This is a genomic window from Mesorhizobium sp. LNHC209A00, from assembly GCF_000502915.1.
In the GTDB taxonomy this organism is placed as follows: Bacteria; Pseudomonadota; Alphaproteobacteria; order Rhizobiales; family Rhizobiaceae; genus Mesorhizobium.
In genome coordinates, this window is sequence record NZ_AYWT01000013.1 from 40,444 (window position 1) to 61,523 (window position 21,080).

Sequence of the window (21,080 nt, forward strand, 5' to 3'; positions counted from 1 at the left end):
CGTACTCTCCCGAGCGGCAGGCCATTGGGGATCAGCTGCGCAGCATGCGTCCAACACCATCAGCAAGTTGGAATAACATGGCATTCGCGATCGCAACCCGTGGCAAATTCAAAAATTGATTGCCGCGGAAATTTATGCGTGTCAGCGCAGGTCATGCCTTTCTTAAAGGTCGCTTTTCCACCCCCTCCTCGGCAAGTCTCAGCAATTGGCGCAGGACCGACTCCAATCTTCCCGCCGCCCTTCAACCCTTCCTCTTCTCCACCTCAGCCATGCGCAACAAAAACCGTTGGATCTTGCCGCTCGGGGTCTTCGGCAATTCCCCGACGAAGTCGATCTTGCGCGGATAGGCATGGGCCGAGAGGCGTTTGCGGACATGTCGCGCCAGTTCTTCGGCGAGTTCCGGGCTGCCTTCGTAGGCGGGCGCCAGGATGACGAAGGCCTTGACGATCTCGGTGCGCTGGGGGTCGGGCACGCCGACCACCGCCGCCTCGTTGACGGCGGGATGTTCGATCAGCGCGCTTTCGACGTCGAAGGGGCCGATGCGGTAGCCGGACGAGGTGATGACGTCGTCGGCGCGGCCGATGAAGGAGACCGAGCCGTCCGGCTCGTATTCCACCGTGTCGCCCGTTCGGTAGTAGCCGCCCGACATGGCCGGCGTTTCGGCCTGGTGGTAGCCGTCGAACCAGCGCAGCGGCGAGTTGGCGATGTCGACGGCAAGGATGCCGGGCTGGTTGGGGCCGAGCTCGTTGCCGGCCTCGTCCAGCACCACCATGCGGTAGCCCGGCATGGCAAAGCCAGCCGAGCCGGCGCGAACAGGGTGCGCCAGGCCATGGTGATTGTTGACCATCATGCCGTTCTCGGTCTGGCCGTAATGGTCGTGGATGGGGGCGGCGAGGTGGGTGTCGAACCAGCGGATCACTTCCGGGTTGAGCGGCTCGCCGGCGCTGCTCACCACGCGCAGCCGGCCTTTTGCACGCGCGGCGGCGTCGGGACCTTCGGCGAGCAGCAGACGGAAGGCCGTGGGGGAGCCGGCGAGACTGGTGACGCCGAGCCGCTCGATGACATCATAGGTGTTTTTGGCGGTGAAGGCGCCCTCGTTGAAGGTCGTGGCGATGCCGAGCAGCAGGGGGCCCGTGATGGCGTAGTAGAGGCCATAGGCCCAGCCGGGATCGGCTATGTTCCAGAAGATGTCGGTTGGGCGCAGGCCGATCGCGTCGCGCATATAGGCGCCGAAGGCGAGCAGCGCGTTGAGCGGTACCGGCACGCCCTTGGGCAGGCCGGTGGTGCCCGAGGTCGACATCATCATGAACAGGTCTTCGCCCTTGCACATCACCGGGGCGCAGTTGGGTGAAGCGGCGGCAAGGGCGACGCGGAAATCGATGTCGCCCGGGGGCAGGGCGTCGCCCGCCCCGAGGATGATGGCTATTCGCGGAGGGTTCGCGACCTCGTCGAGCTTGCCGCGATTGGCCGGATTGGTCGCCACCAGCTTTGCGCCGCTGTAGCCGAGCCGGTGTTCGATCGCCTTCGGGCCGAAGGCGGTGAACAGCGGCTGGTAGACCGCGCCGATGCGCCAGGTGCCGAGGATAAGCGCCAGCAGTCCGGGGATGCGCGGCAGCATTCCGGCCACGACATCGCCCGGGCCGACGCCCAACTCCTTCAGCAGAGTGCCGACCCGGCCCGACATGTCGGCGAGATCCTCGAAGCTGAATTCGCTGAGTTCGCCGTCGGCCGAGATGGCGCGTAGCGCCAGGCGGTTTCGCCCGGTATGCCGGCCGCAGCATTCGACATATGCGTTGATGCCGGTCGCGGGGTCGCCCTGCAGTCTGGTGATCTCGTCCTCGATACGAAAGCTTGCAACGGCATCGTCATAGCGCGGCAAGCCGGCTTGCGTCTTGGTCATGAAAATCCTCCCTGGCGGCGCGCCATCTCCCCATGGCGCGCTGTCGCGGCGACATTGACATCAGATGGCGCCGATGGGCAACGGCGAGTGCCTGTTCCTTTGTGTTGACGCAATACCGGACAGAAAACCGCCAAATACTGGAATTGCTCTTACAAGTTCGCCTCGGCGAAAATGCGTGCCGCCCAGTCGAGGAAGACGCGCAGGCGCGGCGAAAGCTGCCGGTTTTGCGGATAGAGCGCCGACAGCGGTGTCGGCGAGGGCGGATACTCGGCCAGCACCTCGACCAGTGTTCCCTCCGCCAAATCCTTCTCGAAGCGGTAGCGCGGTGCCTGGATGAGGCCGAGGCCAAGCCGGGCGAGGTCGGCGGCGGTGTCGGAATTGTTGGCGGCGACGCGGCCGGGCAGCCTCACCTCGCGCGTCTTGCCGCCGACGGTGAATTCGAAGGGCAGCACTTCGCCGCTGCGGGAGGAGACGAAGCCGACAGCCTGGTGGCCGTCGAGCGCGTCGGGGGAGGCGGGCGTGCCATGCCGAGAGAGATAGGCGGGGCTGGCGCAGGTCATTTCGCGGATCATGGCCAGCCGGCGCATGATCATGCCGCTGTCGGGCGGTTCGCCGACGCGGATGACGCAATCGACACCCTCGCGCACGAGGTCGACCAGCCGGTCGCTCTGGCCGATCTGCAGGTCGACGCGCGGAAAGCGGGCCAGGAATTCCGGCAGGCGCGGCAACAGGAAGGTGCGCGTGAGCAGCGTGCTGGCGTCGATGCGCAGCAGGCCGAAGGGTTCCGCATTGTGGAAGGCGGCCTCTGCATCCTCGATCTCGGCCAGGATGGACAGGCAGCGCCGGTAATAGGCCTCGCCGTCCTGCGTGGCGTTTACCTGGCGTGTGGTGCGCTCCAGCAGCCTTGCGCCGAGATGTTCTTCCAGCCGCCGGATCGCTTCCGTTGCGGTCGAGCGCGGCAGGCCGAGATCGGCGGCGGCAGCGGTGAAGCTACGGCGTTCCAGCACGCGAACGAAGAGCCGCATCGTGTCCAGACGATCCATGCTCTTTGTTCGCAGTTTCCGAATAGTGATGTCAAGACAGGGCTGATTATCCCGGAAGATGGCTCCACCTATATCAACCTCACCAACAAGAAGGAGAGACTTCCATGACTTCAGGCCAAACGAGCACGGACCAAACCAAAGCGGCGATCGTGACCGGCGCCTCCAAAGGCATCGGCGCGGCGATCGCGCGGCGCCTCGCCCGTGACGGTATCGCCGTCGTTGTCAATTATGCTCGGGGGCAGGCCGAGGCCGAGGCGCTGGTGCGCGCCATCGAAGCCGATGGCGGCAAGGCGGTCGCCATGCAGGCCGATATCTCGGATCCGGCCGGCATCGCCAAGCTTTTCGATGCGGGCGAGAAGGCGTTCGGCGGCATCGACATCCTAGTCAACAATGCCGGCATCATGAAGCTTTCGCCGATCGCGCAGGCCGATGACGCCTTCTTCGACACCCAGGTCGCGATCAATCTCGGCGGCGTGTTCCGTGGCATGCGCGAAGGCGCAAAACGCCTTCGCGATGGTGGCCGCATCGTCAATTTTTCGAGCAGCGTGGTCGGCCTCTATCAGCCGGGTTACGGCGTCTATGCCGCCACCAAGGCGGCGGTCGAGGCGATGACGCACATCCTGGCCAAGGAGCTTGGCGCGCGCGGCATCACCGTCAACGCGGTGGCGCCCGGACCAGTCGAGACGGCGCTGTTCACCGATGGCAAGAGCGCGGCGCAGATCGAGGCCACGGCCAAAATGATCCCGCTCGGCAGGCTCGGCCAGCCCGACGACATTGCCGGCGTGGTCTCGTTCCTAGCCGGGCCGGACAGTGCCTGGGTCAACGGGCAAATCATCCGCGCCAATGGCGGCGTGATCTGAAGGAGGCTGGCCGCTGCTGCTGTGGCGGCCTGTCTCCTGTCCCATTTTGAAACTCACCCCAACAATTGAGAAGACAAGGAAAAGATCATGCCATTCGCCAACATCAAGATGCCGCGGGCGGCGCTCTCCAAGGCGCAGAAAGAAGACCTCATCCATCGCACGACAGCCATGTTCGTCGACTTTTTCGGCGAGGGCGTGCGGCCCTACACGATGGTGCTGGTGGAGGAAGTCGCCGATGGCGGCTATGGCCGCGCCGACGAGGTGTTCGTGGTGCCGGACGCTTTTCGCGCCAAGGACTAAGATCGGCGGTATTCGGCCGACCTGGAAAGGGCTCGCGCCTGCGCCCCCGGTGCTCGCATACTCAAAAGGACCCTTCGCTAGCCGCAGCATGGTTGTCGTCCGGCGGAGGGCCCGCAGCAGGCCTTGGCACTCTTTTCCTCCTCCAGCCAGCGGTCGCGCGGCTTGCAACTCGCTGGCCGTGGCGCAAGCTCGACATGCACGGCGCCGTCGGTCAGCCGGGGCAGGGCGGCCCGGTAGAGCTGCATCGGGCGCACGCCGTCGCTGACCTCGAAGGTCAGCTTGGCCGGCTCGTTGAGACCGACATGCTCGGTCACTTTCCGGATGATCGCCGCGTATCTTCCAGCCGGCATATGGGTGCGGTCCTCGTTGACGTCCCATAGCTGCACGAAGATCTCCGACCAGGATTCCGGATTCCCGCCGCAGTCGAGCGCGTCGAAGCGGCCGGCCTTGACCTCGGTGACATGGTAGCCCGGCAGCACCGGCCTGCCCTCGTAGAAAAACACCAGCGGCCTGTCCTTGTGATCCGTCAGAAAGCCCAGCAAGGCGGCCATGGTGATGTCTTGCGGGTCGGCTATGATCACGGGGCCAAATTCCCGATTGTCAGAGGCGAGCATGTGCGATAGTCCTTGCTTCAATATTCATAGGATTGTTGAAATATGAATGAACGTCAAGCCCTGTCGGCCTTCGCGGCGCTGTCGCAGGAAACGCGGCTGCGCGTGTTGCGGCATCTGGTGATTGCCGGCCCCGACGGCATCGCCGCCGGTGCGATAGCCGAAAAGGTCGAGGTTTCGGCGTCCAATGTCAGCTTCCACCTCAAGGAGCTTGAACGCGCGGGGCTGGTGAGCGTGCGCCGCGATTCCCGCTCCATGGTCTACAGCGCCGAGTACCACATGCTGAGCGGTCTTATCCGCTTCCTGATGGAGGATTGTTGCTCCGGCCGGCCGGAAATCTGCGCGCCGGCGGTGTTGCCGGGCTGCTGTGCGGCCGACCCGCGGGAGCCTGCCCGATGACTTGCGACCACCCTGTGCCTGGCGCGTCCTCCATCCGGGACATGGCCGGCTTTGATTTGCCGCGCCGGCTCGCGGCGGAAGCTCTCGGCACGAGCCTGCTGGTGGCCACGGTGGTCGGCTCCGGCATCATGGCGCAGTCGCTGACGCCCGATCGTGCGCTGGCGCTGCTTGGCAACACCTTGCCGACGGGCGCGATCCTCGTGGTTCTCATCACGATACTGGGGCCGGTCTCGGGCGCCCATTTCAATCCGGCCGTTTCGATGGCCATGGCGCTGTCGCGCCGGCTGCCGGCGAGCGACTGCGCCTGGTACGCGCTCGCCCAATTCTCCGGCGGCGTCGCCGGCACGGTCGGCGCGCACCTGATGTTCGGGCTTGCGCCGCTGGCCTTGTCGACGCATGACCGAACGGGACCCGCGCTCTGGCTTTCGGAAGGGATCGCGACCTTTGGGTTGCTGGCGGTCATTCTCGCCGGCCTGCGCTTCGAGCGCTCGGCCATCCCCTGGCTGGTCGGCCTCTATATCACTGCCGCCTACTGGTTTACCGCATCGACATCGTTCGCCAACCCGGCGGTCGCTGCCGCACGGTCACTGACGGACAGTTTTTCCGGAATCAGTCCGGCAAGCCTGCCGGGCTTCATCGCCGCCGAACTGGCCGGCGCGGGCATTGCCCTGGCGCTGACGACATGGCTGCTGCAGCCGCACGTTCAACCGCTCCCCATCGAGGTCAGGCCATGACGACCTCCATCTACCACAATCCGGACTGCGGGACCTCGCGCAACACGCTTGCCATGATCAGGGCCAGCGGCGAGGAGCCGACCATCGTCGAATATCTGAAACATCCGCCGCCACGTGCGCGGCTGGAGCAATTGATAGCGACGCTGGAAATTCCCGTGCGCGCCTTGCTGCGTGAAAAGGGCACCCCCTATGCCGAACTGGGCCTGGCCGATCCAAAATGGTCGGACGGCCAACTGCTCGATGCCATGCTCGAACATCCGATCCTGATCAACCGGCCGATCGTCGAAACGCCGAGAGGGACACGGCTGTGCCGTCCGTCCGAGCTTGTGCTGGATCTGCTCGACCACCCGGTGAGCCAGTTCACCAAGGAAGACGGCGAGGTGGTGAGCCATGACCGCGGTGGGCAATGACGGAAGCCTTGCAAAAGCCGAAACCGCGGAGCGTGCGCCGATAGCGGCTGTCGCCGCGCTCGGGGTCACCCAGATTATCGGCTACGGCACGCTTTATTACAGTTTCAGCATCCTTTCCGGCGACATGGCGAAGGATATGGGCTGGCCAACCGAATGGATATTCGGCGCACTGTCGGCCGCGCTGCTGGCCGGCGGGCTGACCGCACCCTGGCTCGGCGGCTGGATCGACCGCTTTGGCGGGGGACGGATCATGACCGCCGGCTCGGCACTTGCTGCCGCTTCGCTTGCCGCCTGTGCCTATGCGCCCAACGGTCCAGCCTTCGTCGCCGCGCTGGTTGCGCTGCAGGCCGCATCGAACCTTGTCCAATACGGCGCGGCCTTCGCGCTGCTGGTCCAGATCCGGCCGCGTGCCGCGCAGCTCAGCATAAGCTATCTCACCCTCATCGCCGGTTTCGCATCGACCGTCTTCTGGCCGATCACATCGGCCATGCATGCGCATTTGCCTTGGCGAGAAGTCTACCTCGTCTTCGCCGGGCTGAACCTGCTGGTCTGCCTGCCGCTGCACGCCTGGCTATCGCAGGGGCTGGCCAGGAGCAGGCGCGCGGCGATCGAGCCGCCCCGGCACGTCGCGGGATCGCTGCCGGCCCCGGCGCGGCCGCTCGGCTTTGCCTTGATGGTTGTCGCTTTTTCGCTCCAGAACCTGGTCAGCGGCGCAGTGCTGGTCCACATGGTGCCGCTGCTGTCCGGGCTCGGTCTGGGTACCGCCGCCGCCATCGTTGGGACGCTGTTCGGGCCGTCACAGGTGCTCAGCCGTTTCGTCAATATGGTCTTCGGGATCAACCTGCCGCCGCTGCGGCTCGCCATCATCTCAGCCGTGCTGATGACGGCGGGCGTGGTCATCCTGCTTGGCACCGCGCCTTCGGTCGCCGGCGCAATGGCGTTCGCAGTCATCTTCGGAATGGGCAACGGGCTGTTCAGCATCGTCACCGGGGCACTGCCGCTGACGCTGTTCGGCAGCGAAGGCTATGGCCGGCTGCAGGGACGCGCCATGTCCGCCCGCCTGATCGTCTCGGCGGTCGCGCCGTTCGCCCTGGCATTGGCCATGGCCCATATCGGCATTTCCTGGTCGCTGGGCCTGATGGCGCTTGTTGGCTGTCTGGCTTTGCTGGTGCTGGCGGCGATCGCGAAAGTGTCGAGCGCCACCTGAACGCGGGCAGGGATGCCCAAGGCGGTTTGGCGCCACTCCGCCGACCCCCTCTCGGAACCGTCGTGGATCGGGTTGTGGTGCCTCAAATCGTCCGGCCGCGGCAGCGGATGTCTGGCGTCTCAAAACTGGCCCGCCGAACAGCGGCTACGCGCCTTTGTCACGACGGCAGGTTCATCTGTTTTCGGAGGCTTTTGTCGAAAGCATGCGCGGGAACGAACCGTCGCAGCAGGTACAGGCGCCGCGCCTGCTTGCTGGCGGGATAGCGCAACTTCGGCGATGTCGCGGTGGCCGCGGTGAGGACCGCCTGTCCGACGACCTCGGGAGCATCGCCGTTTTCGATCGCGCCGTTCCAGACCGCCGTCGCCGTTGCCCGCGCCTGGTCATAGACACTCATCATCCTGTCCGGCTTCGTCGCATTGTGATCGAGAGCCGTACGGGTGAAGGCCGGTTCGACCAGCAGGACGCGAATGCCGAAGGGGCGGACCTCATGGTCCAGCGACTCGGAGTAGCCCTCGACGGCATGTTTCGTGGATGTGTAGAGCGCGCTGAACGGGCTGGGGACAAAGCCGACAACCGAGCTGATGTTGATGATCCGGCCGCCGCCCTGACGTCGCATGATCGGCAGCACCTCGTTTGTGACGCGGATGAGACCGAAGACGTTGACGTCGAAAAGGGTCTTTGCCTGTTCGATGGACGATTCTTCCGCACCCGCGATCAGGGCATTGCCGGCATTGTTGATAAGCAGGTCGATGCGCCCGGCCTGGCTTATGACCTCCGACACCATGCTTGCGACGGAGTCCGCGTCGGTCACGTCGCAGCTCAGCATCGTGATCCCCGGCGGTGACCCGGTTGCGGCTTTCCGGCTCGTGCCGAAGACGCGGTAGCCGGCCGACAGAAGGGCTTTGGCTGTCGCAAGGCCGATACCGCCCGCTGCACCGGTGACGACGGCGACGCCGCGATTTTTGTTGCTCATTTCAATATCCTTCGAGATGCATGATCATGACGCTTTGTGCTGTCGGACTTGTCAGCCGTGTACGCTCAAATGAAGCATGGGGTGATGTTCGTAATGGCCGGCGCCATTTCTCACGATGGGGTCTTGGGAGGTTATCGCCTTGATGTCCTGGTCGTCGCCGATCCGGAATAGCGACAAGCCATAGCCGCCACTTGGATCCATCACCGGACCATGGGCGACGATCAGTCCGCGGTCGAGCAACTCGTCCAAGAAGGCGCCATGCTGCCTCATCCATTCCCGCTCGTCGCCGGTCATGGATGCACGAAAGTCGGCACGGGGCGGGATGTACTTGCACAGATAGAACTTCATTTGGGACTCCAGCGGCGCCATGTGCGGCCGTCACCATCATTTTTCGGTGGAACGGCCTCGCGGGATAAGATACTATCAAATTAGTAGTAAGTCACTATCAAAATGGTATCGATGTGAAGGATCTTTCCAGCCAGCCCTGTTTGATCGCCCGCAGCCTCGGCACGGTGGGCGACGCGTGGAGCATGTTGATCATGCGCGATGCCCATGCGGGGCTCAGCCGTTTCGACGAATTTCGCAAGAATCTCGGCATCGCTCCGACGATGCTGACGAGCCGGTTGGCGACCTTGACGCAGGAAGGGCTGCTGGAGAAACGGCGATATTCGGAGCGGCCGCCACGGGATGAATATCTGTTGACCGAGGCCGGTCGGGATTTGCTTCCGGTGCTGTTCTCGCTCGCCGCTTGGGGCAGCAAGCACCGGGGCGGTGGCAATTTCACCCGGTTCTTCGACGCCGAGACAGGAACCGAGATCGACCCAGTCAGCATCGATCGCGGGACCGGAGCGCCGATCGGCAGCCGTCCCATACGGATCGTCATGCCCAAGCTGCCTGACGGCCCGTCGGACTGACTGGATGCGCAACTCCGGAGCGAACGGCGATATCTGGCCGGCAAGAGAGGGAATTCAGGTGGGCGTTCGTCGGATCAGCCGCTCTTGTTCGCATCAATCCAGTCGGCGGCCACTTCCGCGAACAGCCAGTCGCGGAACGCCCTGATCTTTTTCTGGCGCAGCGCGCCTTCAGGATAGACGACGTAGTAGCTGGCCGCCGATTTCAGCGCGAGATCGAAGGGCCGGACCAGCCGGCCTGCCGCGAGGTCGGCCGAGACCAGCGCGCTGCGGCCGAGCAGCACGCCTTCGCCGTGCACGGCGGCCTCCACGGCGAAGGTGGCGGAATCGAAGCGTACGCCGCGTGTGGGGTCGATGCCTTCGACACCGGCCTGCTCAAGCCATGTCGCCCAGTCGATCCGAAAGGCGTCGTGGATCAGTTTGTGGTGCCTCAAATCGTCCGGCTGCCGCAGCGGATGCTCGCCTTGCAGCAATTCCGGACTGCAGACGGGGAAGACCTCCTCGTCGGCGAGGAATTCCGCGGTCACCCCGCTATAGCCGCCGCGGCCGTAGCGGATGGATATGTCGATGCCGTCGCTGACGAAATCGGCCAGCACGCCCGAAGTCGCCAGCCGCACGTCGATGTCGGGATTGGCGCGATGGAAACGATGCAGCCTCGGCACCAACCAGCGGCCGGCGAAACCGTCGGACGTGCTGACATTGAGGATGCGCGTCGAGCGGTCGGGCGTGGCGGCGATGGTGGCGGCGGCGATTTGGTCGAGCGCCTTGCCGACTTCCGCCGCATAGGCCGCGCCGACAGCGGTCAGACGCACGGAGCGTGTGCCGCGATCGAAGAGCTGGATGCCCAGCCTGTCCTCGATGTTGCGGATGGCGCGGCTGACCGCGCCATGGGTGAGGTTGAGCTCTCCGGCGGCCTTGGAGAAACTCAAATGCCTGGCGGCCGCGTCGAAGGCGGGCAAAGCGGTGAGGGGTGGCAGTCTGCGCGGCATCGGATCGACCTGTGAGTGTTGCTCACAAATCCTGCACAAAGAGTCGTTTGTCGTCCAGCCCTCAACGGCCCAATATTCAGGCGTACCAAGCATCCACACCGGCCTTCCGGTTCATCGATGCGCTGAATTGACCAGACAAGTGTGAGCAATCGTCATGCTCGCCCCACCCGGGCGACATCGGCGGGCTTGCGCCCAGTGAAACACAGGAGACGAACATGACCTTGACCCTTCGACCCATCGGCGCCGCGATGAGCGGCCTTGCCATGCGAAGCGCGGCAGCGTTCGAGCGCCGCCGCACATTGCGCCGGATCTCCCGGCTTCCCGATCGCCGTTTGCATGACATCGGCCTTGAACGCGACTGGGATGGTTCCATCCTTGCTAACGAAATTCTGGCCAATGGGAGGGCGATATGACCAGCACCCTGATTATCGGCGCCACCGGACTGCTCGGCAGCGAGATGGCCAAGGCCAGCGCGCGCAATGGCGACAGCCTCCATGTCCTGGCCCGGCAGGCAACTTCGGCCAATGAAGCGCGGATGCGCTCCCTGAAGGAGCTCGGCGCCACCGTGCATGTCGGCGATCTCGACGACTATGACAGTCTTGTGCGCGCCGTCGGCAAGGTCGACCGCGTCATCAGTTCGGTGCATGTCGGCTCGGCCAGCGAGATGACACTGGTGCGCGCGATCAGGGATGCCGGCGTCTCCCGCTATGTGCCCTCCGCCGGCTTCGGCCTCGACTTTGCCGCCGCCGCGCCCGGCTCGATCGAACCGCTCGACATCAAGCGGGCCGTCTTCGACGCGGTCCGGGAGGCAGACCTGCCCTATACGGTGATCTACACCAACGGCTTCTTCTCGACCTGGGTGGCGACGCTGGGCGACCTGACGCGCTTCGGATCGTCGCCGCTGCCGCCCGACGAGGTGACGCTCTATGGCGAGGGCAACGTGCCGGCGACCTTCGTCAGCGAGAAGGATATCGCCGCGGTCACCATGCGCGCGCTGGAGGATCCCAATGCTGTTCGCAGCGAGATACGGATCGCGCAGAACAAGACTACGCAGAGCGCGATGATCGAGCTGTGGCGGCAAGTGAGCGGCCGCTCGCCGCGTGTCAAGCAGATGAGCGCCGAGGAGCTGGAGGCGCTGATCGCGGCGGTTCCCGGCCTTGGATTGCTGCGCGCATTCTGGATCCGCGGCGAAACCGCGCTTGAGACGGCCACCCCGGAAGCCGGGACGCTTTATCCGGAGCTGAGGTTGGAGACGATCGAAAGCGCTTTTGTGGCGATGGCTGGCGCGGGTGGGCCTAGGTTGTGAAGGCGGGGGACATGGTTGGCGTTGCGACAGCGGTTGACCGCGCTGTCCATCCGGTCGATAGGTCCGCGCAAACAGCCGAGACACCGATGACCGACCTCAAAGCGACCCGCGCCGCCGACATCGCCTGGCAAGACGATGTCCGCGCCGGCGTGCGCCATGTGCACGACCTCGCTTCCCTGCCGCTCTCGCCGGCCGAGCGCGAAGCCGCGCAAGCCGCCGCGGCGCTTCACAAGGTGCGCGCGCCAAAGGCCTATCTCGACTTGATCGACTGGAACGATCCCGCCGACCCGATCCGGGCGCAGGTGATCCCGTCGCCTGAGGAATTGGACGAGGCGGAGGGCGAGCTTGGCGACCCGATCGCCGATCACGAATTCAGCCCGGTGCCGCGCCTGACGCATCGCCATGCCGATAGGGTGCTGTTGTTCCCGACCTATCAGTGCGCGGTCTATTGCCGGTTCTGCTTCCGCAAGGAATCGCTGACGTCGATCGGCCGTGGCTATACGCGCGAGGCGCTGGAGCCGGCGCTGGCCTATATATCGGGCCATCCCGAAATCCGCGAAGTGATCCTGACCGGCGGCGATCCGCTGTCGCTGCCCGACAAGGCACTGGCCGAAATCCGGGCGCGCATCGAGGACATCGCCCATGTGAGGTTGCTGCGCCTCCACACGCGCGTGCCGGTGGCGCTGCCGTCGCGCATCACGCCAGGGCTTGTCGCGGCGCTGCAGGGCCGGCTGATGGTGACGGTGGTCACCCACTTCAACCACGCGCGCGAGATCACCGACGCCACTGAAGTGGCCTGCCGCGCCTTGCGACAGGCCGGCTTCGTGATGCTCAACCAGAGCGTTCTGCTGAAGGGCGTCAACGATACGGTCGACGCGCTGGAAGAGCTCTGCCGCGAGCTGATGTACCGGCTGGGGATAAAACCCTACTACCTCCATCATGGCGATCTCGCACGCGGCATGGCGCACAGGCGCACCACGATCGCACAGGGCCAGGCGTTGGTGGAAGCGCTGCGCGCGCGCCTGTCGGGGATCTGCAACCCTGTCTATGTGCTCGACCTGCCCGACGGGGGCGGCAAGGTGCCGCTCGGACCTTGCCATGTCGAGGAACAGGACGGGCAGAGCTGGCGCATACGTGGGCTGGATGGGCAGGTGAAAGAGTACACCGAGATTGTGGGCGAAGGGTCTTCGTGCAAACCGAATGCCGGTTCGTGACGCCATGATGCTTTCCACTGGATAAATAACGCCATGCGTCATAGCGACTATTCATAGTGGCCAGTGTTTGCGCTGCCCCTCACCTGCCTGCCGGCACCCTCTCCCCGTATAGTGACGGGGAGAGGGGCGCTGCCGTCGCCGATTTCGCCAATCTCGTGCGTTGCGGGAAGACCAACGGCGTTGCAGCTGGTCCTCTCTCCCCGTCACTATACGGGGAGAGATGTCCGGCAGGACAGTGAGGGGCAGCGCCAACGCCGGAGATCGCTGCGCAGCGGGATAACCGCGTCCGCCCTCGCTAAACCCTATCACCCTCGACAAACGCCAACACCACGACACGCGGGGCAGTACAATAGACCAGGCTGACGCTGCGGCCTGTCGTTGTCGTCGCGCGGCCGGCCTTGAGGTCCACGCCGATATCCTCATAGCCCAGCACCTCGCGATCCAGCGGATAGGCAGCCTTGTAGACCGCTTCCTTGGCGGCGAAAAGGATGCGGCCGGCGAGCTGCCGGTCGGCGGCGTCGATCCGGTCCTCGGGAATTGCCACGAGCGAGAAAATCTCATCGGGCAGGGCCAGCGCCGGCTCGACGTCGATGCCGAGCGAGCCGATGCCGGCAACAGCCGCGACCGCCGCCACGGCCATGTCGTCGTCATGCGCGAGCGAGCCCGTTATCCCCTCCGGCCAGGCGGGTGCACCGGACGGCCCGCGCAAGAGGGCGAAACCGTCGAAGCCGGCATCCGTCAGCAGCCGGTGCGCGATCAATCGCGCCGCGCCGCTGGCCCGCCGCATGGACGGCTGGCGGGCGGGGATGGAGCGTGCTTCCGCCGGCAACAGATGGGTCTCGTCGCCTTCGCGGATGATCCGGCAACCGGTGCGGACCCCGGCCGGAGCCATGGCGGCCATGGCGCGCGCCAGGGCGATTTCCTCGGACGGCTCGGCGGGCGGCGTCATCGGTGGCCGGTGGGCAGAATGAGATCCGCGATCATTTCGCCGTCCTCGTCGAGCCCCTGTTCGACGAAACCGGCGCTGCGATAGAGCCGCCGTGCCGCTTCATTCTCCGGTTCGTAGCAGATCGACACGTGCCTGATGTGGCCGAGCCCACCGATTTCCTTCAGCACTTCACGCAATGCGGCCTTGCCGTAGCCCCGGCCCTGCCAGGCGCGGTCGATCATCAAGCGGTAGATGCGCGCCTCGTCATCGTCCCGCGGCGCCTCGTACATCAGGAACCCCACGATCTGGTCGCCTGCCATGACCGCGCGTGGCCGCGCGCCGCGATCGGATTTGGCCTCACGCAGGGAGGCTGCGTTGCTGGCGACGAAGTCCATCTGCTCCGGCGCCAGCTGCAATGCGATAACCAAAGCGCGATTGGCTGGGGTGACCGGGCCGATCCGGATGTCCACGGTGCTTCCGGATCGCTCTGCCACGTGGCCTCCGACGATCGGGATCGAGGGTCAGGACGACGCCCTGGAGCCGTCTTCCATGACCGGCTCGACGAACCGGTGCAGCTTGGCCGGGTTGCCGCGCCAGATCGAGTTGGGCTCCAACTCCTCGCCCTTCATCACGAAGGAATCGGCATCGACCATCGATCCCTTGCCCATCACCACGCCGTAATGGACAAAGGCGGACGGTCCGAGCGTGCAGCCATCGCCGATACGGATGAAGTCGGACTTGAACGCACCTTCTTCCAGCGAGTGGGCCTGGATGACGCAGCCTTCATTGAGCGTGACGTCGTCGCCGATCACCACGAGGGAACGCTCGGTCAGGTTGGCGCCGCCGTCATAGACGCGCTTGCCCACCTGAACCCCAAGCATGCGCAGGATCATCGGCCGGAACGGCGTGCCGGCGAACAGGCGCACAACAGGCGAATCCGCGAGCTTCCAATGGCGCTCGTGACGCCAGAAGGTGACGTCGTAGATCGTCGTTATCCGCGGCTTCAGCTTGCGAAAACCGAGGCTTGCCCGCTCAACGAAGATGTAGAACGGAATGGTGATCGCCGAGGTCAAAAGCACCGCCACGAAGAGGGCGATCTCAGCCCATTCGGTGTAGTAGTTCAGTGCGCGATCCCAGATCGCCAGCGTGGCGAACAGCATGACCCATTGCGTCGCCATGAACAGGAGGATCGTCACCAGATTGTGACGGTTCTTGAGCGGGATGCGCTGGCGCCGGTCTTGCTCGTCGATGCCGGCGATGAGTTCCTTGTCGCGGTTCACCATGCGTGGGATTTCAAAGGGCGGCGAGCCCAGAAGGCCGACATTCTCGCGCAATGGCCCGTCGATGGGGACCATCACCTTGGTGCCGAGCAGGACGTTGTCGCCCGTGCGTCCATCCGGCGGATAGTAGATGTTGTTGCCGAGATAGTTGCGTTCGCCGATCCGGGTCGGCTCGAGCCGGAACGCGGAAGCGGACTTGTGCATGTTGATCATGAAAAGCCCGTCTGACACCATGGTCTGGGTGCCGATCTCGCATAGCAGCGGGTTTTCGTGTTGCTGGTTGGAGCCGAAATTGGAGCCTGTCTGCACCACCTTGTTGAGGTTCCAGCCGATGGCGCTCATGTAATGGACGATAGCCGAGCTGTCACCGAACAGCAGGCCGAGCACGCGCGAGTTGCTCGAGAACTCGGCAACCGTTTGCAGCCAGTAGCGGAAGCCATAAAGCGTGTAGGTACGGCCGGGTTTCAGGATCAGGCTGAACAGGCGCGGCACTACCGTGGCGGCGAAAAAAGCCGCGACGATGTAGCCGAACAGCGTGACCGTGGTGCCGATCGCCACAATGCCGATCGTCTCCTGATAGTCGTCGCCGACATTCTCCCAATAGCTGTGGAACAAAAGCGGCAGCGGGGTGACGATGGCAAACAGTCCTATCAGCTGCACGGCCTCGTAGAGGAAGCGCCGGATGCGGGGAGGATTGACATTGCGCACCTTGCAATAGTCCGCCGTGGTCGGCACCGCGGGCGATCCATGCCAGTGTTCGCCGTCGGGGATGCTTTGCCCGCGCTGCAGCGAGGAGGAATGACCGAGCTGGCCGCCATCGCCTATCGCGGTGTCGATGTCGAGCGTGCAGCCGACGCCGACGAAGGCATCGCGGCCGATGGTCAGCGGCCCGGTATGGATATAGCCGGCCTGGGCGCGATAGCCCAGGATCAGCGATTCCTTGCGCAGGATCGTTCGGTCGCCGATCGAAATCAGGTCCGTGCACACGGGAACGGCGCGGGATTCGATGACCACGTTCTTGCCGATCCTGGTTCCCAGAAGCTGCAGATAGAGGCTGTAGAGCGGGCTTCCGCGGAACAGCACGACGGGTGCCGTACGGATCAAGGTTTTGACCACCCAGAAGCGATAATAGCGCAGGCCCCAGATCGGGAACGCTTCCGCTTTCCAGCGGCCCACCAGCACCCATTTGGCGGCAATGGCAAAGCCCGACATGCCGAAGAACACACCGGCCGAGAGCACCACGCACCTGAAATAAAGCTGCAGCGGGTCGTCGAGCGTGTCATAGACCCAGTTGAGGCCGTCATTGATCGCCCACAAGGCCACGTAGCTGTAGGCTGCGTAAAACAGCAACTGCGCCGCGCCGCAGGTCCAGTAGACGAAATTGGACGCTTGGCGGGTGAGAACGGGCTCGTTGGTGGCCGTCGTCATCTCTTCCGCCACGCTCAGGTGCTTGGCCAGGCGCGCCACCGTTGGGTAGAGATAGATGTCGCGCATCGACGTCGTCGCCCATTCCTTTCGCGTGCGCACGCGCGCGCAAAAATGCGCCATGAGCAGCGAGTTGGCGCCGAGATCGTCGAAGAAATTGTCCTCGACGGAAACGTCGTCGAACTTCAGCACGGCGCATAGCGCGTCGGCCAGGAAACGCTCGTCGTCGTTGCCGGGCGGCACCATGGCGCGGTCGGCCGAGAGCCGGACGCTGGTCGGTTTGGGCAACTGGCGAAGGTCGACCTTGTTGGAGACCGTCATCGGGATCGCCGGCAGTTCCTCAAGATAGGAGGGCACCATGTAATCCGGCAGCCGCCGCTTCATCGTCTGGGCGATGTCGGCGCGCGAGAGCGGCGGCTGGCCGGCCTTGGGCGCGTAATAGGCAACGAGTTCGACGCGGCCGGGCTCGATCTCCCAGGTGGTGACGGCGGCCTGCGCGATCTCGGGCTGGTCGAGCAGCACGGCCTCGATCTCGCCGAGTTCAATGCGATAGCCGCGGATCTTCACCTGGGTATCGATGCGCCCGGCATACTCGATCTCGCCGGCGTCGCTGATCCGGCCAAGGTCGCCGGTGCGGTAGATGCGCTTCGACGGGTTGTTCGGCAGGCCGAGGAAATCGGTGATGAACTTCTGTTCGGTCAGGTCCGGCCTGTTGAGATAGCCGACCGCCAGCCCGATGCCGGCAATGCCGATCTCGCCCAGTTCGCCAGGTTCGGCAAGCTGAGGCAGCGAAGGGTCGAGAATGACGATCGAATAGGTGGGCAGCGGCGCGCCGATCGTCACCGGCCGGTTCGGCGTCAGTGCACCCATGGTTGCCGTGACGGTCGCCTCGGTGGGGCCATAGGTGTTGAGGATCTGCCGCCCGGGCTTCGACCAGCGCACCACCAGATTGTGCGGGCAGGCCTCGCCGCCGACCAGCAGCGTGCGAAGGCTGGGCACGTCCGATGTCATGGACGACAGAAGCGTCGGGCTGCAGGCCATGCAGGTGATGTCGTGATGGCGCAGGAAATCGGCGAGCTCTTCGCCCACGAGCGGCATCTGGCCTGGTGCCGGCACGACCGTCGCGCCGGCGACGAACGGCACCCATATCTCCTCGGAGGAAAAGTCGAACGCGATGGTCATGCCCTGGTAGACGCGATCGCCCGGCCGGTAGCCATAGGATGCGGCGGCGACGCGGATGAAGTTGACGAAGCTTTGATGGCGGATGGCGACGCCCTTGGGCCTGCCGGTGGTGCCCGATGTATAGAGGATATAGCAGATGTCTTCGACCTCAGCGGGGGCCGGCGCCTTGTGCGGCTTCAGCGGCGCGTCGGACTGGGCTGATATTTCGGCGGCGGCGCTGTCGATCAACAGGTGCGGAACCGGCAGCTGGTCGGCCCGCGACGCGTAGGTGGCGATGGTGACGACCAGGCTGACGCTGGCGTCTTCGATGATGAGCGCCATGCGCTCTTGCGGAAAGTCGGTGGCCAGCGGCACGAAGGCGGCGCCTGCCTTCACCACGGCGAGCAGGGCCACATAGGTTTCGGCGGACCGGTCGAGGATGAGCCCGACACGGTGACCAGGCCGCACGCCGCGCTTGACCAGCAGGCGAGCGAACTGGTTGGCGCGCTTGTCCAGTTCCCTATAGGTCCAGGTGCGGCCCTCGGAGATCACCGCCGGCAGCGTGGCGAATGTTTCGGCGAGTTGCTCGAAGACCTTGTCGAGCCGCTCGTCCGGCTGACCCGCTCGGGCAAAATCGGCGCCCGCCAGAACTTGGCCGTGCGCTCCGGCTGCAACTCCCGCAAGTGCATCGATGCTGTCGGGGCTGGTCTCGGGCCCTGTGCCCGCTCTTGCCGCTTCCCTGTCCAGTTCGGCGATATCGATACCGTGGTCCATTTCCAAACTTTCTCGTCCTGGCAAGCCGTTACAGGCACATCTCGGTCACGCCGCCGCGCCGGCGGGCATTGCCGACTGTGCCGTCGCTGCAATTTCATCGTTGTTCATGGAGGGGGAATGACCGAAGCTTCCAGAACGGAAGATTCGGGAATTCAGGCCGGCGATCGCCGGCCGTACCCTCTTTGGCCGGGCGGTTATCACGGAATCGACCGCTCCGTCTTCACAGTTTCGGGAGCATGGGCGCATCGCGCAAGCGCGCGCGTTGCCTGGGCGCTACCGGCGGCGAGCGACATGCGGGGCAGGGCACCCGTCGATCCGTTCGAACCTCTTTGCATTGCCGTACCCAATTCCGTGCGCCTGTGTCCGTGCGCCTGTGTCCGTGCTGGTGCGGCGGCCAGATTTCCGGCCGTTGAGGGATGCTTATGCCAGCCGATCTTTTCGCCAGTTTTTCCGAACTGTTGAATCTTGTTTCTGAATTGTGTCTGGGCAGTCTTCCGTAGGACCGCTTCCCTCAATTTCAGCCCTTCCAGAAAAATCTCATACCGCCCGGGAATAAAGCGCGGCCCTTGCGGGTCTTCTCTGCAAGCGGAGCAATCTTGCGGTCCGCGACCCTAAGAAAACGAAACAAGGATTTACCGAAATGACCAAGCTCGCTCTCAGCGTGGCTGCGATGTTGCTTGCCTCGACTTCTGCCTTTGCCGGCAGCGACCATTTCGGCGCCGATAACGTCAACCAGCCTGGCGCCGCTGTCGACACCAATGCCACCGCCTCGATCCCCTACACGGCACGTCCTCATGGCGTCGATACCAAGGTGACGACCGGGCCGAGCCGGCCGGCGACCAAATCCGATGCGAAGGAACCCGGCCAGGGCATCTGGGGCAACTGAGTTCACGGCTCGGCACCGGATCCCGACGGCGCCGATCCGATCCCGCGACCAGCGACGGAGGGCCAGGGGCTTGGCGCTCCGTCATTCCCTTCGACCTTTCGCGCCATAGTCACCACTCAACAGAGGAGATCACCATGTTCAGCATGTCACGCCGCACAGTGCTTCAATCCGCCGCCGCCGCTGCCGCCTTCGGCCTTGCCGGCAAGCTGGAATTCACCCGGCCCGCTTTCGCGCAGACGCCGGTGGAACCCACCGTCGGCTTCTACAAATACACGGTCGGCGATATCGAGGTGACCGCCATCTATGACGGCATCTGGAAGAAGCCGCACGACCCGGCCTTCATCAAGGATGTTTCGGTCGATGATACCAAGGCAGCGCTCGCCAAGGCGGGGCTGACGACCGACTTCATGCCCATTCCGCTCACCGTCGCCGTGCTCAAGATGGGCGGCAAGCTGATCATGATGGATGCCGGCTCGGGCGTCGGCCAGTGGCAGGCCAATGCCACGCATTTGCCGGCCAACATGGCCGCCGCCGGCATCGACTACAAGGCGATCGACACCATCATGATCTCGCATTTCCACCCCGACCATGTCTGGGGCCTGATGGAGAAGGGCACCAACACGCCGGTGTTCCCCAATGCCGAGCTGATCGTCAACGCCACCGAATACAATTGGTGGACCGACCCCAGCAGGCTGGCCAAGCTGCCCGAGGGCCGCAAGCCGGCGGGCAAGCGCATCGCCGAAAACTTCCCGAAATGGAAGAACTGGAAGCTGGTCGAGGACGGCGCCGAGGTCGCGCCCGGCATCCAGATCATCGCAGCCCCCGGCCACACGCCGGGACATTCGGTGTACCTCGCCAATTCCGGCAAGGAACAACTGATGATCTCGGCCGACACCATGTATGTGCCGGCGCTTCTCGCGCCGCATCCGGAATGGCAGGGTGCCTATGACCAGGACGGGCCGACGGCGATCGCCACGCGCCACAAGATTATCGACCGGGTGATCGCGGACAACATCCGCATTTCCGGTTCGCACTTCCCGTTCCCGGGCACCGGCGTCTTCGTCAAGGACGGCAATGCCTACGGCTTCTCTCCCGTTCAAATTTGAACGGGTAACTCAATCCTAGCGAGACAGACAATGAAACAGTGCTATCTGGGCAAGCACGCCCTGTTTGGCCTGCTCGGCGCCATTGCCGTGCTGACCGTGGTTCCCGTCGCAACCATCATCCCGGCCCATGCGGTCGATGATATCGAGGGTGCCGACGCGCCCGACCTCACCGCCGTCAAGGCCAAGATCGACGCCAAGGATTACAAGGGCGCGCTGGCGGATCTGCGCGACCTCGCGCAGGACAACCAGCAGGCCGACGTTTACAATCTGCTCGGCTTCACGCTGCGCAAGACCGGCGACTTCACCACCGCGCTGACCTACTACAACAAGGCCCTGGAGCTGAAACCCGACCACAAGGCCGCCCGCGAATATCTGGGCGAGCTCTATGTCGAGAGCGGCGACATGGCCAAGGCCGATGAGCAACTGGCCTCCCTGCAGAAACTCTGCCCCGCCGGCTGCGACGAGCTTTCCGACCTGCGGAAAGCCATCGACACCAAGGTGACGAAGTAAGTTCTCCCCCCGGATTGCGAATGGCAATTCGGGCAATCCCCTCGGGGAGAAGCTGGACGCGAGCGACAGATGAGGGGCCTTGCGCCAACCCCGATGGATCGCAAAGTTCGGGCGCTCGTGGCTGGCGCCCACTGCCGGAGCCGGCGCCTCTCC

22 protein-coding genes are annotated in these 21,080 nt (G+C 64.5%); 13 read left to right on the forward strand and 9 right to left on the reverse strand.

Features of this window, described 5'->3' with window-relative positions; translation table 11 throughout:
* Nucleotides 1–241: 241 nt before the first annotated feature.
* A complete protein-coding gene (locus tag X739_RS142325; protein ID WP_023795615.1) occupies nt 242–1,900 on the reverse strand; it encodes an acyl-CoA synthetase in 1,659 nt (552 codons plus the stop codon).
* A gap of 149 nt (nt 1,901–2,049) precedes the next feature.
* The gene (locus X739_RS142320; protein WP_023795616.1) at nt 2,050–2,943 is read right to left on the reverse strand and encodes a LysR family transcriptional regulator; all 894 of its coding nucleotides are present in this window, start codon (nt 2,941–2,943) and stop codon (nt 2,050–2,052) included.
* Between the two features lie 104 nt (nt 2,944–3,047).
* Between X739_RS142320 and X739_RS142315 the strand changes: the two genes are divergently transcribed.
* Both X739_RS142315 and X739_RS142310 read left to right on the forward strand, forming a co-directional pair.
* Nucleotides 3,048–3,803 (forward strand): SDR family oxidoreductase, encoded by a 756-nt coding sequence (locus X739_RS142315; RefSeq protein WP_023795617.1) that lies wholly within the window; start codon nt 3,048–3,050, stop codon nt 3,801–3,803.
* 87 nt (nt 3,804–3,890) lie between these two features.
* Complete coding sequence (locus X739_RS142310; protein WP_023774813.1) at nt 3,891–4,103, forward strand: 4-oxalocrotonate tautomerase family protein; 213 nt, start codon at nt 3,891–3,893, stop codon at nt 4,101–4,103.
* Nucleotides 4,104–4,180: 77 nt separating this feature from the next.
* On the opposite strand, the gene X739_RS142305 is transcribed toward X739_RS142310, so the two are convergent.
* Complete coding sequence (locus X739_RS142305) at nt 4,181–4,654, reverse strand: DUF6428 family protein (protein ID WP_245273933.1); 474 nt, start codon at nt 4,652–4,654, stop codon at nt 4,181–4,183.
* 105 nt (nt 4,655–4,759) lie between these two features.
* Between X739_RS142305 and X739_RS142300 the strand changes: the two genes are divergently transcribed.
* From X739_RS142300 to arsK, 4 genes are read left to right on the forward strand one after another with little or no spacing between them, the layout of a single operon-like run.
* On the forward strand, nt 4,760–5,113 hold the full coding sequence (locus X739_RS142300) for a metalloregulator ArsR/SmtB family transcription factor (RefSeq protein ID WP_023795619.1): 354 nt from the start codon (nt 4,760–4,762) through the stop codon (nt 5,111–5,113).
* A 41-nt stretch (nt 5,114–5,154) separates the two neighbouring features.
* The gene (locus X739_RS142295; RefSeq protein WP_023795620.1) at nt 5,155–5,847 is read left to right on the forward strand and encodes an MIP/aquaporin family protein; all 693 of its coding nucleotides are present in this window, start codon (nt 5,155–5,157) and stop codon (nt 5,845–5,847) included.
* Nucleotides 5,844–6,257 carry an arsenate reductase (glutaredoxin) gene (gene arsC, locus X739_RS142290; RefSeq protein ID WP_023795621.1) on the forward strand — a complete coding sequence of 138 codons (414 nt, stop codon included), beginning with the start codon at nt 5,844–5,846 and terminating at the stop codon, nt 6,255–6,257. The genes X739_RS142295 and arsC overlap by 4 nt, the downstream gene beginning before the upstream one ends.
* The gene (gene arsK / locus X739_RS142285; RefSeq protein WP_023795622.1) at nt 6,238–7,464 is read left to right on the forward strand and encodes an arsenite efflux MFS transporter ArsK; all 1,227 of its coding nucleotides are present in this window, start codon (nt 6,238–6,240) and stop codon (nt 7,462–7,464) included. The genes arsC and arsK overlap by 20 nt, the downstream gene beginning before the upstream one ends.
* Before the next feature lie 157 nt (nt 7,465–7,621).
* On the opposite strand, the gene X739_RS142280 is transcribed toward arsK, so the two are convergent.
* Both X739_RS142280 and X739_RS142275 read right to left on the reverse strand, forming a co-directional pair.
* Nucleotides 7,622–8,437, reverse strand: coding sequence for an oxidoreductase (locus X739_RS142280; RefSeq protein WP_023774819.1), 816 nt, complete (start codon nt 8,435–8,437; stop codon nt 7,622–7,624).
* Nucleotides 8,438–8,488: 51 nt separating this feature from the next.
* Entirely contained in the window at nt 8,489–8,785 is a 297-nt protein-coding gene (locus X739_RS142275) for a YciI family protein (protein ID WP_031241442.1), read from the reverse strand.
* Between the two features lie 113 nt (nt 8,786–8,898).
* Between X739_RS142275 and X739_RS142270 the strand changes: the two genes are divergently transcribed.
* The gene (locus X739_RS142270; RefSeq protein ID WP_023774821.1) at nt 8,899–9,351 is read left to right on the forward strand and encodes a helix-turn-helix domain-containing protein; all 453 of its coding nucleotides are present in this window, start codon (nt 8,899–8,901) and stop codon (nt 9,349–9,351) included.
* Between the two features lie 74 nt (nt 9,352–9,425).
* Here X739_RS142270 and X739_RS142265 read toward each other — a convergent pair whose 3' ends face one another.
* Complete coding sequence (locus tag X739_RS142265) at nt 9,426–10,337, reverse strand: transcriptional regulator GcvA (protein ID WP_023774822.1); 912 nt, start codon at nt 10,335–10,337, stop codon at nt 9,426–9,428.
* A 215-nt stretch (nt 10,338–10,552) separates the two neighbouring features.
* On the opposite strand from X739_RS142265, the gene X739_RS142260 reads away from it, so the two are divergent.
* From X739_RS142260 to X739_RS142250, 3 genes are all read left to right on the forward strand, one after another.
* Complete coding sequence (locus tag X739_RS142260) at nt 10,553–10,750, forward strand: DUF1127 domain-containing protein (protein WP_023774823.1); 198 nt, start codon at nt 10,553–10,555, stop codon at nt 10,748–10,750.
* On the forward strand, nt 10,747–11,643 hold the full coding sequence (locus X739_RS142255) for an NmrA family NAD(P)-binding protein (RefSeq protein WP_023774824.1): 897 nt from the start codon (nt 10,747–10,749) through the stop codon (nt 11,641–11,643). The genes X739_RS142260 and X739_RS142255 overlap by 4 nt, the downstream gene beginning before the upstream one ends.
* An 86-nt stretch (nt 11,644–11,729) precedes the next feature.
* Complete coding sequence (locus X739_RS142250) at nt 11,730–12,857, forward strand: KamA family radical SAM protein (protein ID WP_031248512.1); 1,128 nt, start codon at nt 11,730–11,732, stop codon at nt 12,855–12,857.
* 295 nt (nt 12,858–13,152) lie between these two features.
* Here the strand turns inward: X739_RS142250 and X739_RS142245 are convergent, their stop codons facing one another.
* From X739_RS142245 to X739_RS142235, 3 genes are read right to left on the reverse strand one after another with little or no spacing between them, the layout of a single operon-like run.
* Nucleotides 13,153–13,806 carry a 4'-phosphopantetheinyl transferase superfamily protein gene (locus X739_RS142245; protein ID WP_023774826.1) on the reverse strand — a complete coding sequence of 218 codons (654 nt, stop codon included), beginning with the start codon at nt 13,804–13,806 and terminating at the stop codon, nt 13,153–13,155.
* The gene (locus X739_RS142240) at nt 13,803–14,249 is read right to left on the reverse strand and encodes a GNAT family N-acetyltransferase (RefSeq protein ID WP_245273934.1); all 447 of its coding nucleotides are present in this window, start codon (nt 14,247–14,249) and stop codon (nt 13,803–13,805) included. Before X739_RS142240 ends, X739_RS142245 begins: the two co-directional genes overlap by 4 nt.
* 57 nt (nt 14,250–14,306) lie before the next feature.
* Entirely contained in the window at nt 14,307–18,425 is a 4,119-nt protein-coding gene (locus X739_RS142235; protein ID WP_023795625.1) for a Pls/PosA family non-ribosomal peptide synthetase, read from the reverse strand.
* Nucleotides 18,426–19,065: 640 nt separating this feature from the next.
* On the opposite strand from X739_RS142235, the gene X739_RS142230 reads away from it, so the two are divergent.
* The 3 genes from X739_RS142230 to X739_RS142220 all read left to right on the forward strand — a co-directional run bounded on the left by X739_RS142230 (nt 19,066) and on the right by X739_RS142220 (nt 20,927).
* Nucleotides 19,066–19,311: a DUF680 domain-containing protein gene (locus X739_RS142230; RefSeq protein ID WP_023774829.1), complete on the forward strand. Its 246-nt coding sequence runs from the start codon at nt 19,066–19,068 to the stop codon at nt 19,309–19,311.
* A 134-nt stretch (nt 19,312–19,445) separates the two neighbouring features.
* On the forward strand, nt 19,446–20,417 hold the full coding sequence (locus tag X739_RS142225; RefSeq protein WP_023795626.1) for an MBL fold metallo-hydrolase: 972 nt from the start codon (nt 19,446–19,448) through the stop codon (nt 20,415–20,417).
* A gap of 30 nt (nt 20,418–20,447) precedes the next feature.
* Nucleotides 20,448–20,927, forward strand: a complete 480-nt coding sequence (locus X739_RS142220; protein WP_023795627.1) for a tetratricopeptide repeat protein — start codon at nt 20,448–20,450, stop codon at nt 20,925–20,927.
* Nucleotides 20,928–21,080 lie beyond the last annotated feature (153 nt).

Bases quoted from the DNA above. Each gene is read 5' to 3' on its own strand.
- X739_RS142325 (WP_023795615.1), bottom strand. From the start codon at position 1,900: ATGACCAAGACGCAAGCCGGCTTGCCGCGCTATGACGATGCCGTTGCA.
- X739_RS142320 (WP_023795616.1), bottom strand. From the start codon at position 2,943: ATGGATCGTCTGGACACGATGCGGCTCTTCGTTCGCGTGCTGGAACGC.
- X739_RS142315 (WP_023795617.1), top strand. From the start codon at position 3,048: ATGACTTCAGGCCAAACGAGCACGGACCAAACCAAAGCGGCGATCGTG.
- X739_RS142310 (WP_023774813.1), top strand. From the start codon at position 3,891: ATGCCATTCGCCAACATCAAGATGCCGCGGGCGGCGCTCTCCAAGGCG.
- X739_RS142305 (WP_245273933.1), bottom strand. From the start codon at position 4,654: ATGGCCGCCTTGCTGGGCTTTCTGACGGATCACAAGGACAGGCCGCTG.
- X739_RS142300 (WP_023795619.1), top strand. From the start codon at position 4,760: ATGAATGAACGTCAAGCCCTGTCGGCCTTCGCGGCGCTGTCGCAGGAA.
- X739_RS142295 (WP_023795620.1), top strand. From the start codon at position 5,155: ATGGCCGGCTTTGATTTGCCGCGCCGGCTCGCGGCGGAAGCTCTCGGC.
- arsC (WP_023795621.1), top strand. From the start codon at position 5,844: ATGACGACCTCCATCTACCACAATCCGGACTGCGGGACCTCGCGCAAC.
- arsK (WP_023795622.1), top strand. From the start codon at position 6,238: ATGACCGCGGTGGGCAATGACGGAAGCCTTGCAAAAGCCGAAACCGCG.
- X739_RS142280 (WP_023774819.1), bottom strand. From the start codon at position 8,437: ATGAGCAACAAAAATCGCGGCGTCGCCGTCGTCACCGGTGCAGCGGGC.
- X739_RS142275 (WP_031241442.1), bottom strand. From the start codon at position 8,785: ATGAAGTTCTATCTGTGCAAGTACATCCCGCCCCGTGCCGACTTTCGT.
- X739_RS142265 (WP_023774822.1), bottom strand. From the start codon at position 10,337: ATGCCGCGCAGACTGCCACCCCTCACCGCTTTGCCCGCCTTCGACGCG.
- X739_RS142260 (WP_023774823.1), top strand. From the start codon at position 10,553: ATGACCTTGACCCTTCGACCCATCGGCGCCGCGATGAGCGGCCTTGCC.
- X739_RS142255 (WP_023774824.1), top strand. From the start codon at position 10,747: ATGACCAGCACCCTGATTATCGGCGCCACCGGACTGCTCGGCAGCGAG.
- X739_RS142250 (WP_031248512.1), top strand. From the start codon at position 11,730: ATGACCGACCTCAAAGCGACCCGCGCCGCCGACATCGCCTGGCAAGAC.
- X739_RS142245 (WP_023774826.1), bottom strand. From the start codon at position 13,806: ATGACGCCGCCCGCCGAGCCGTCCGAGGAAATCGCCCTGGCGCGCGCC.
- X739_RS142235 (WP_023795625.1), bottom strand. From the start codon at position 18,425: ATGGACCACGGTATCGATATCGCCGAACTGGACAGGGAAGCGGCAAGA.
- X739_RS142230 (WP_023774829.1), top strand. From the start codon at position 19,066: ATGACCAAGCTCGCTCTCAGCGTGGCTGCGATGTTGCTTGCCTCGACT.
- X739_RS142225 (WP_023795626.1), top strand. From the start codon at position 19,446: ATGTTCAGCATGTCACGCCGCACAGTGCTTCAATCCGCCGCCGCCGCT.
- X739_RS142220 (WP_023795627.1), top strand. From the start codon at position 20,448: ATGAAACAGTGCTATCTGGGCAAGCACGCCCTGTTTGGCCTGCTCGGC.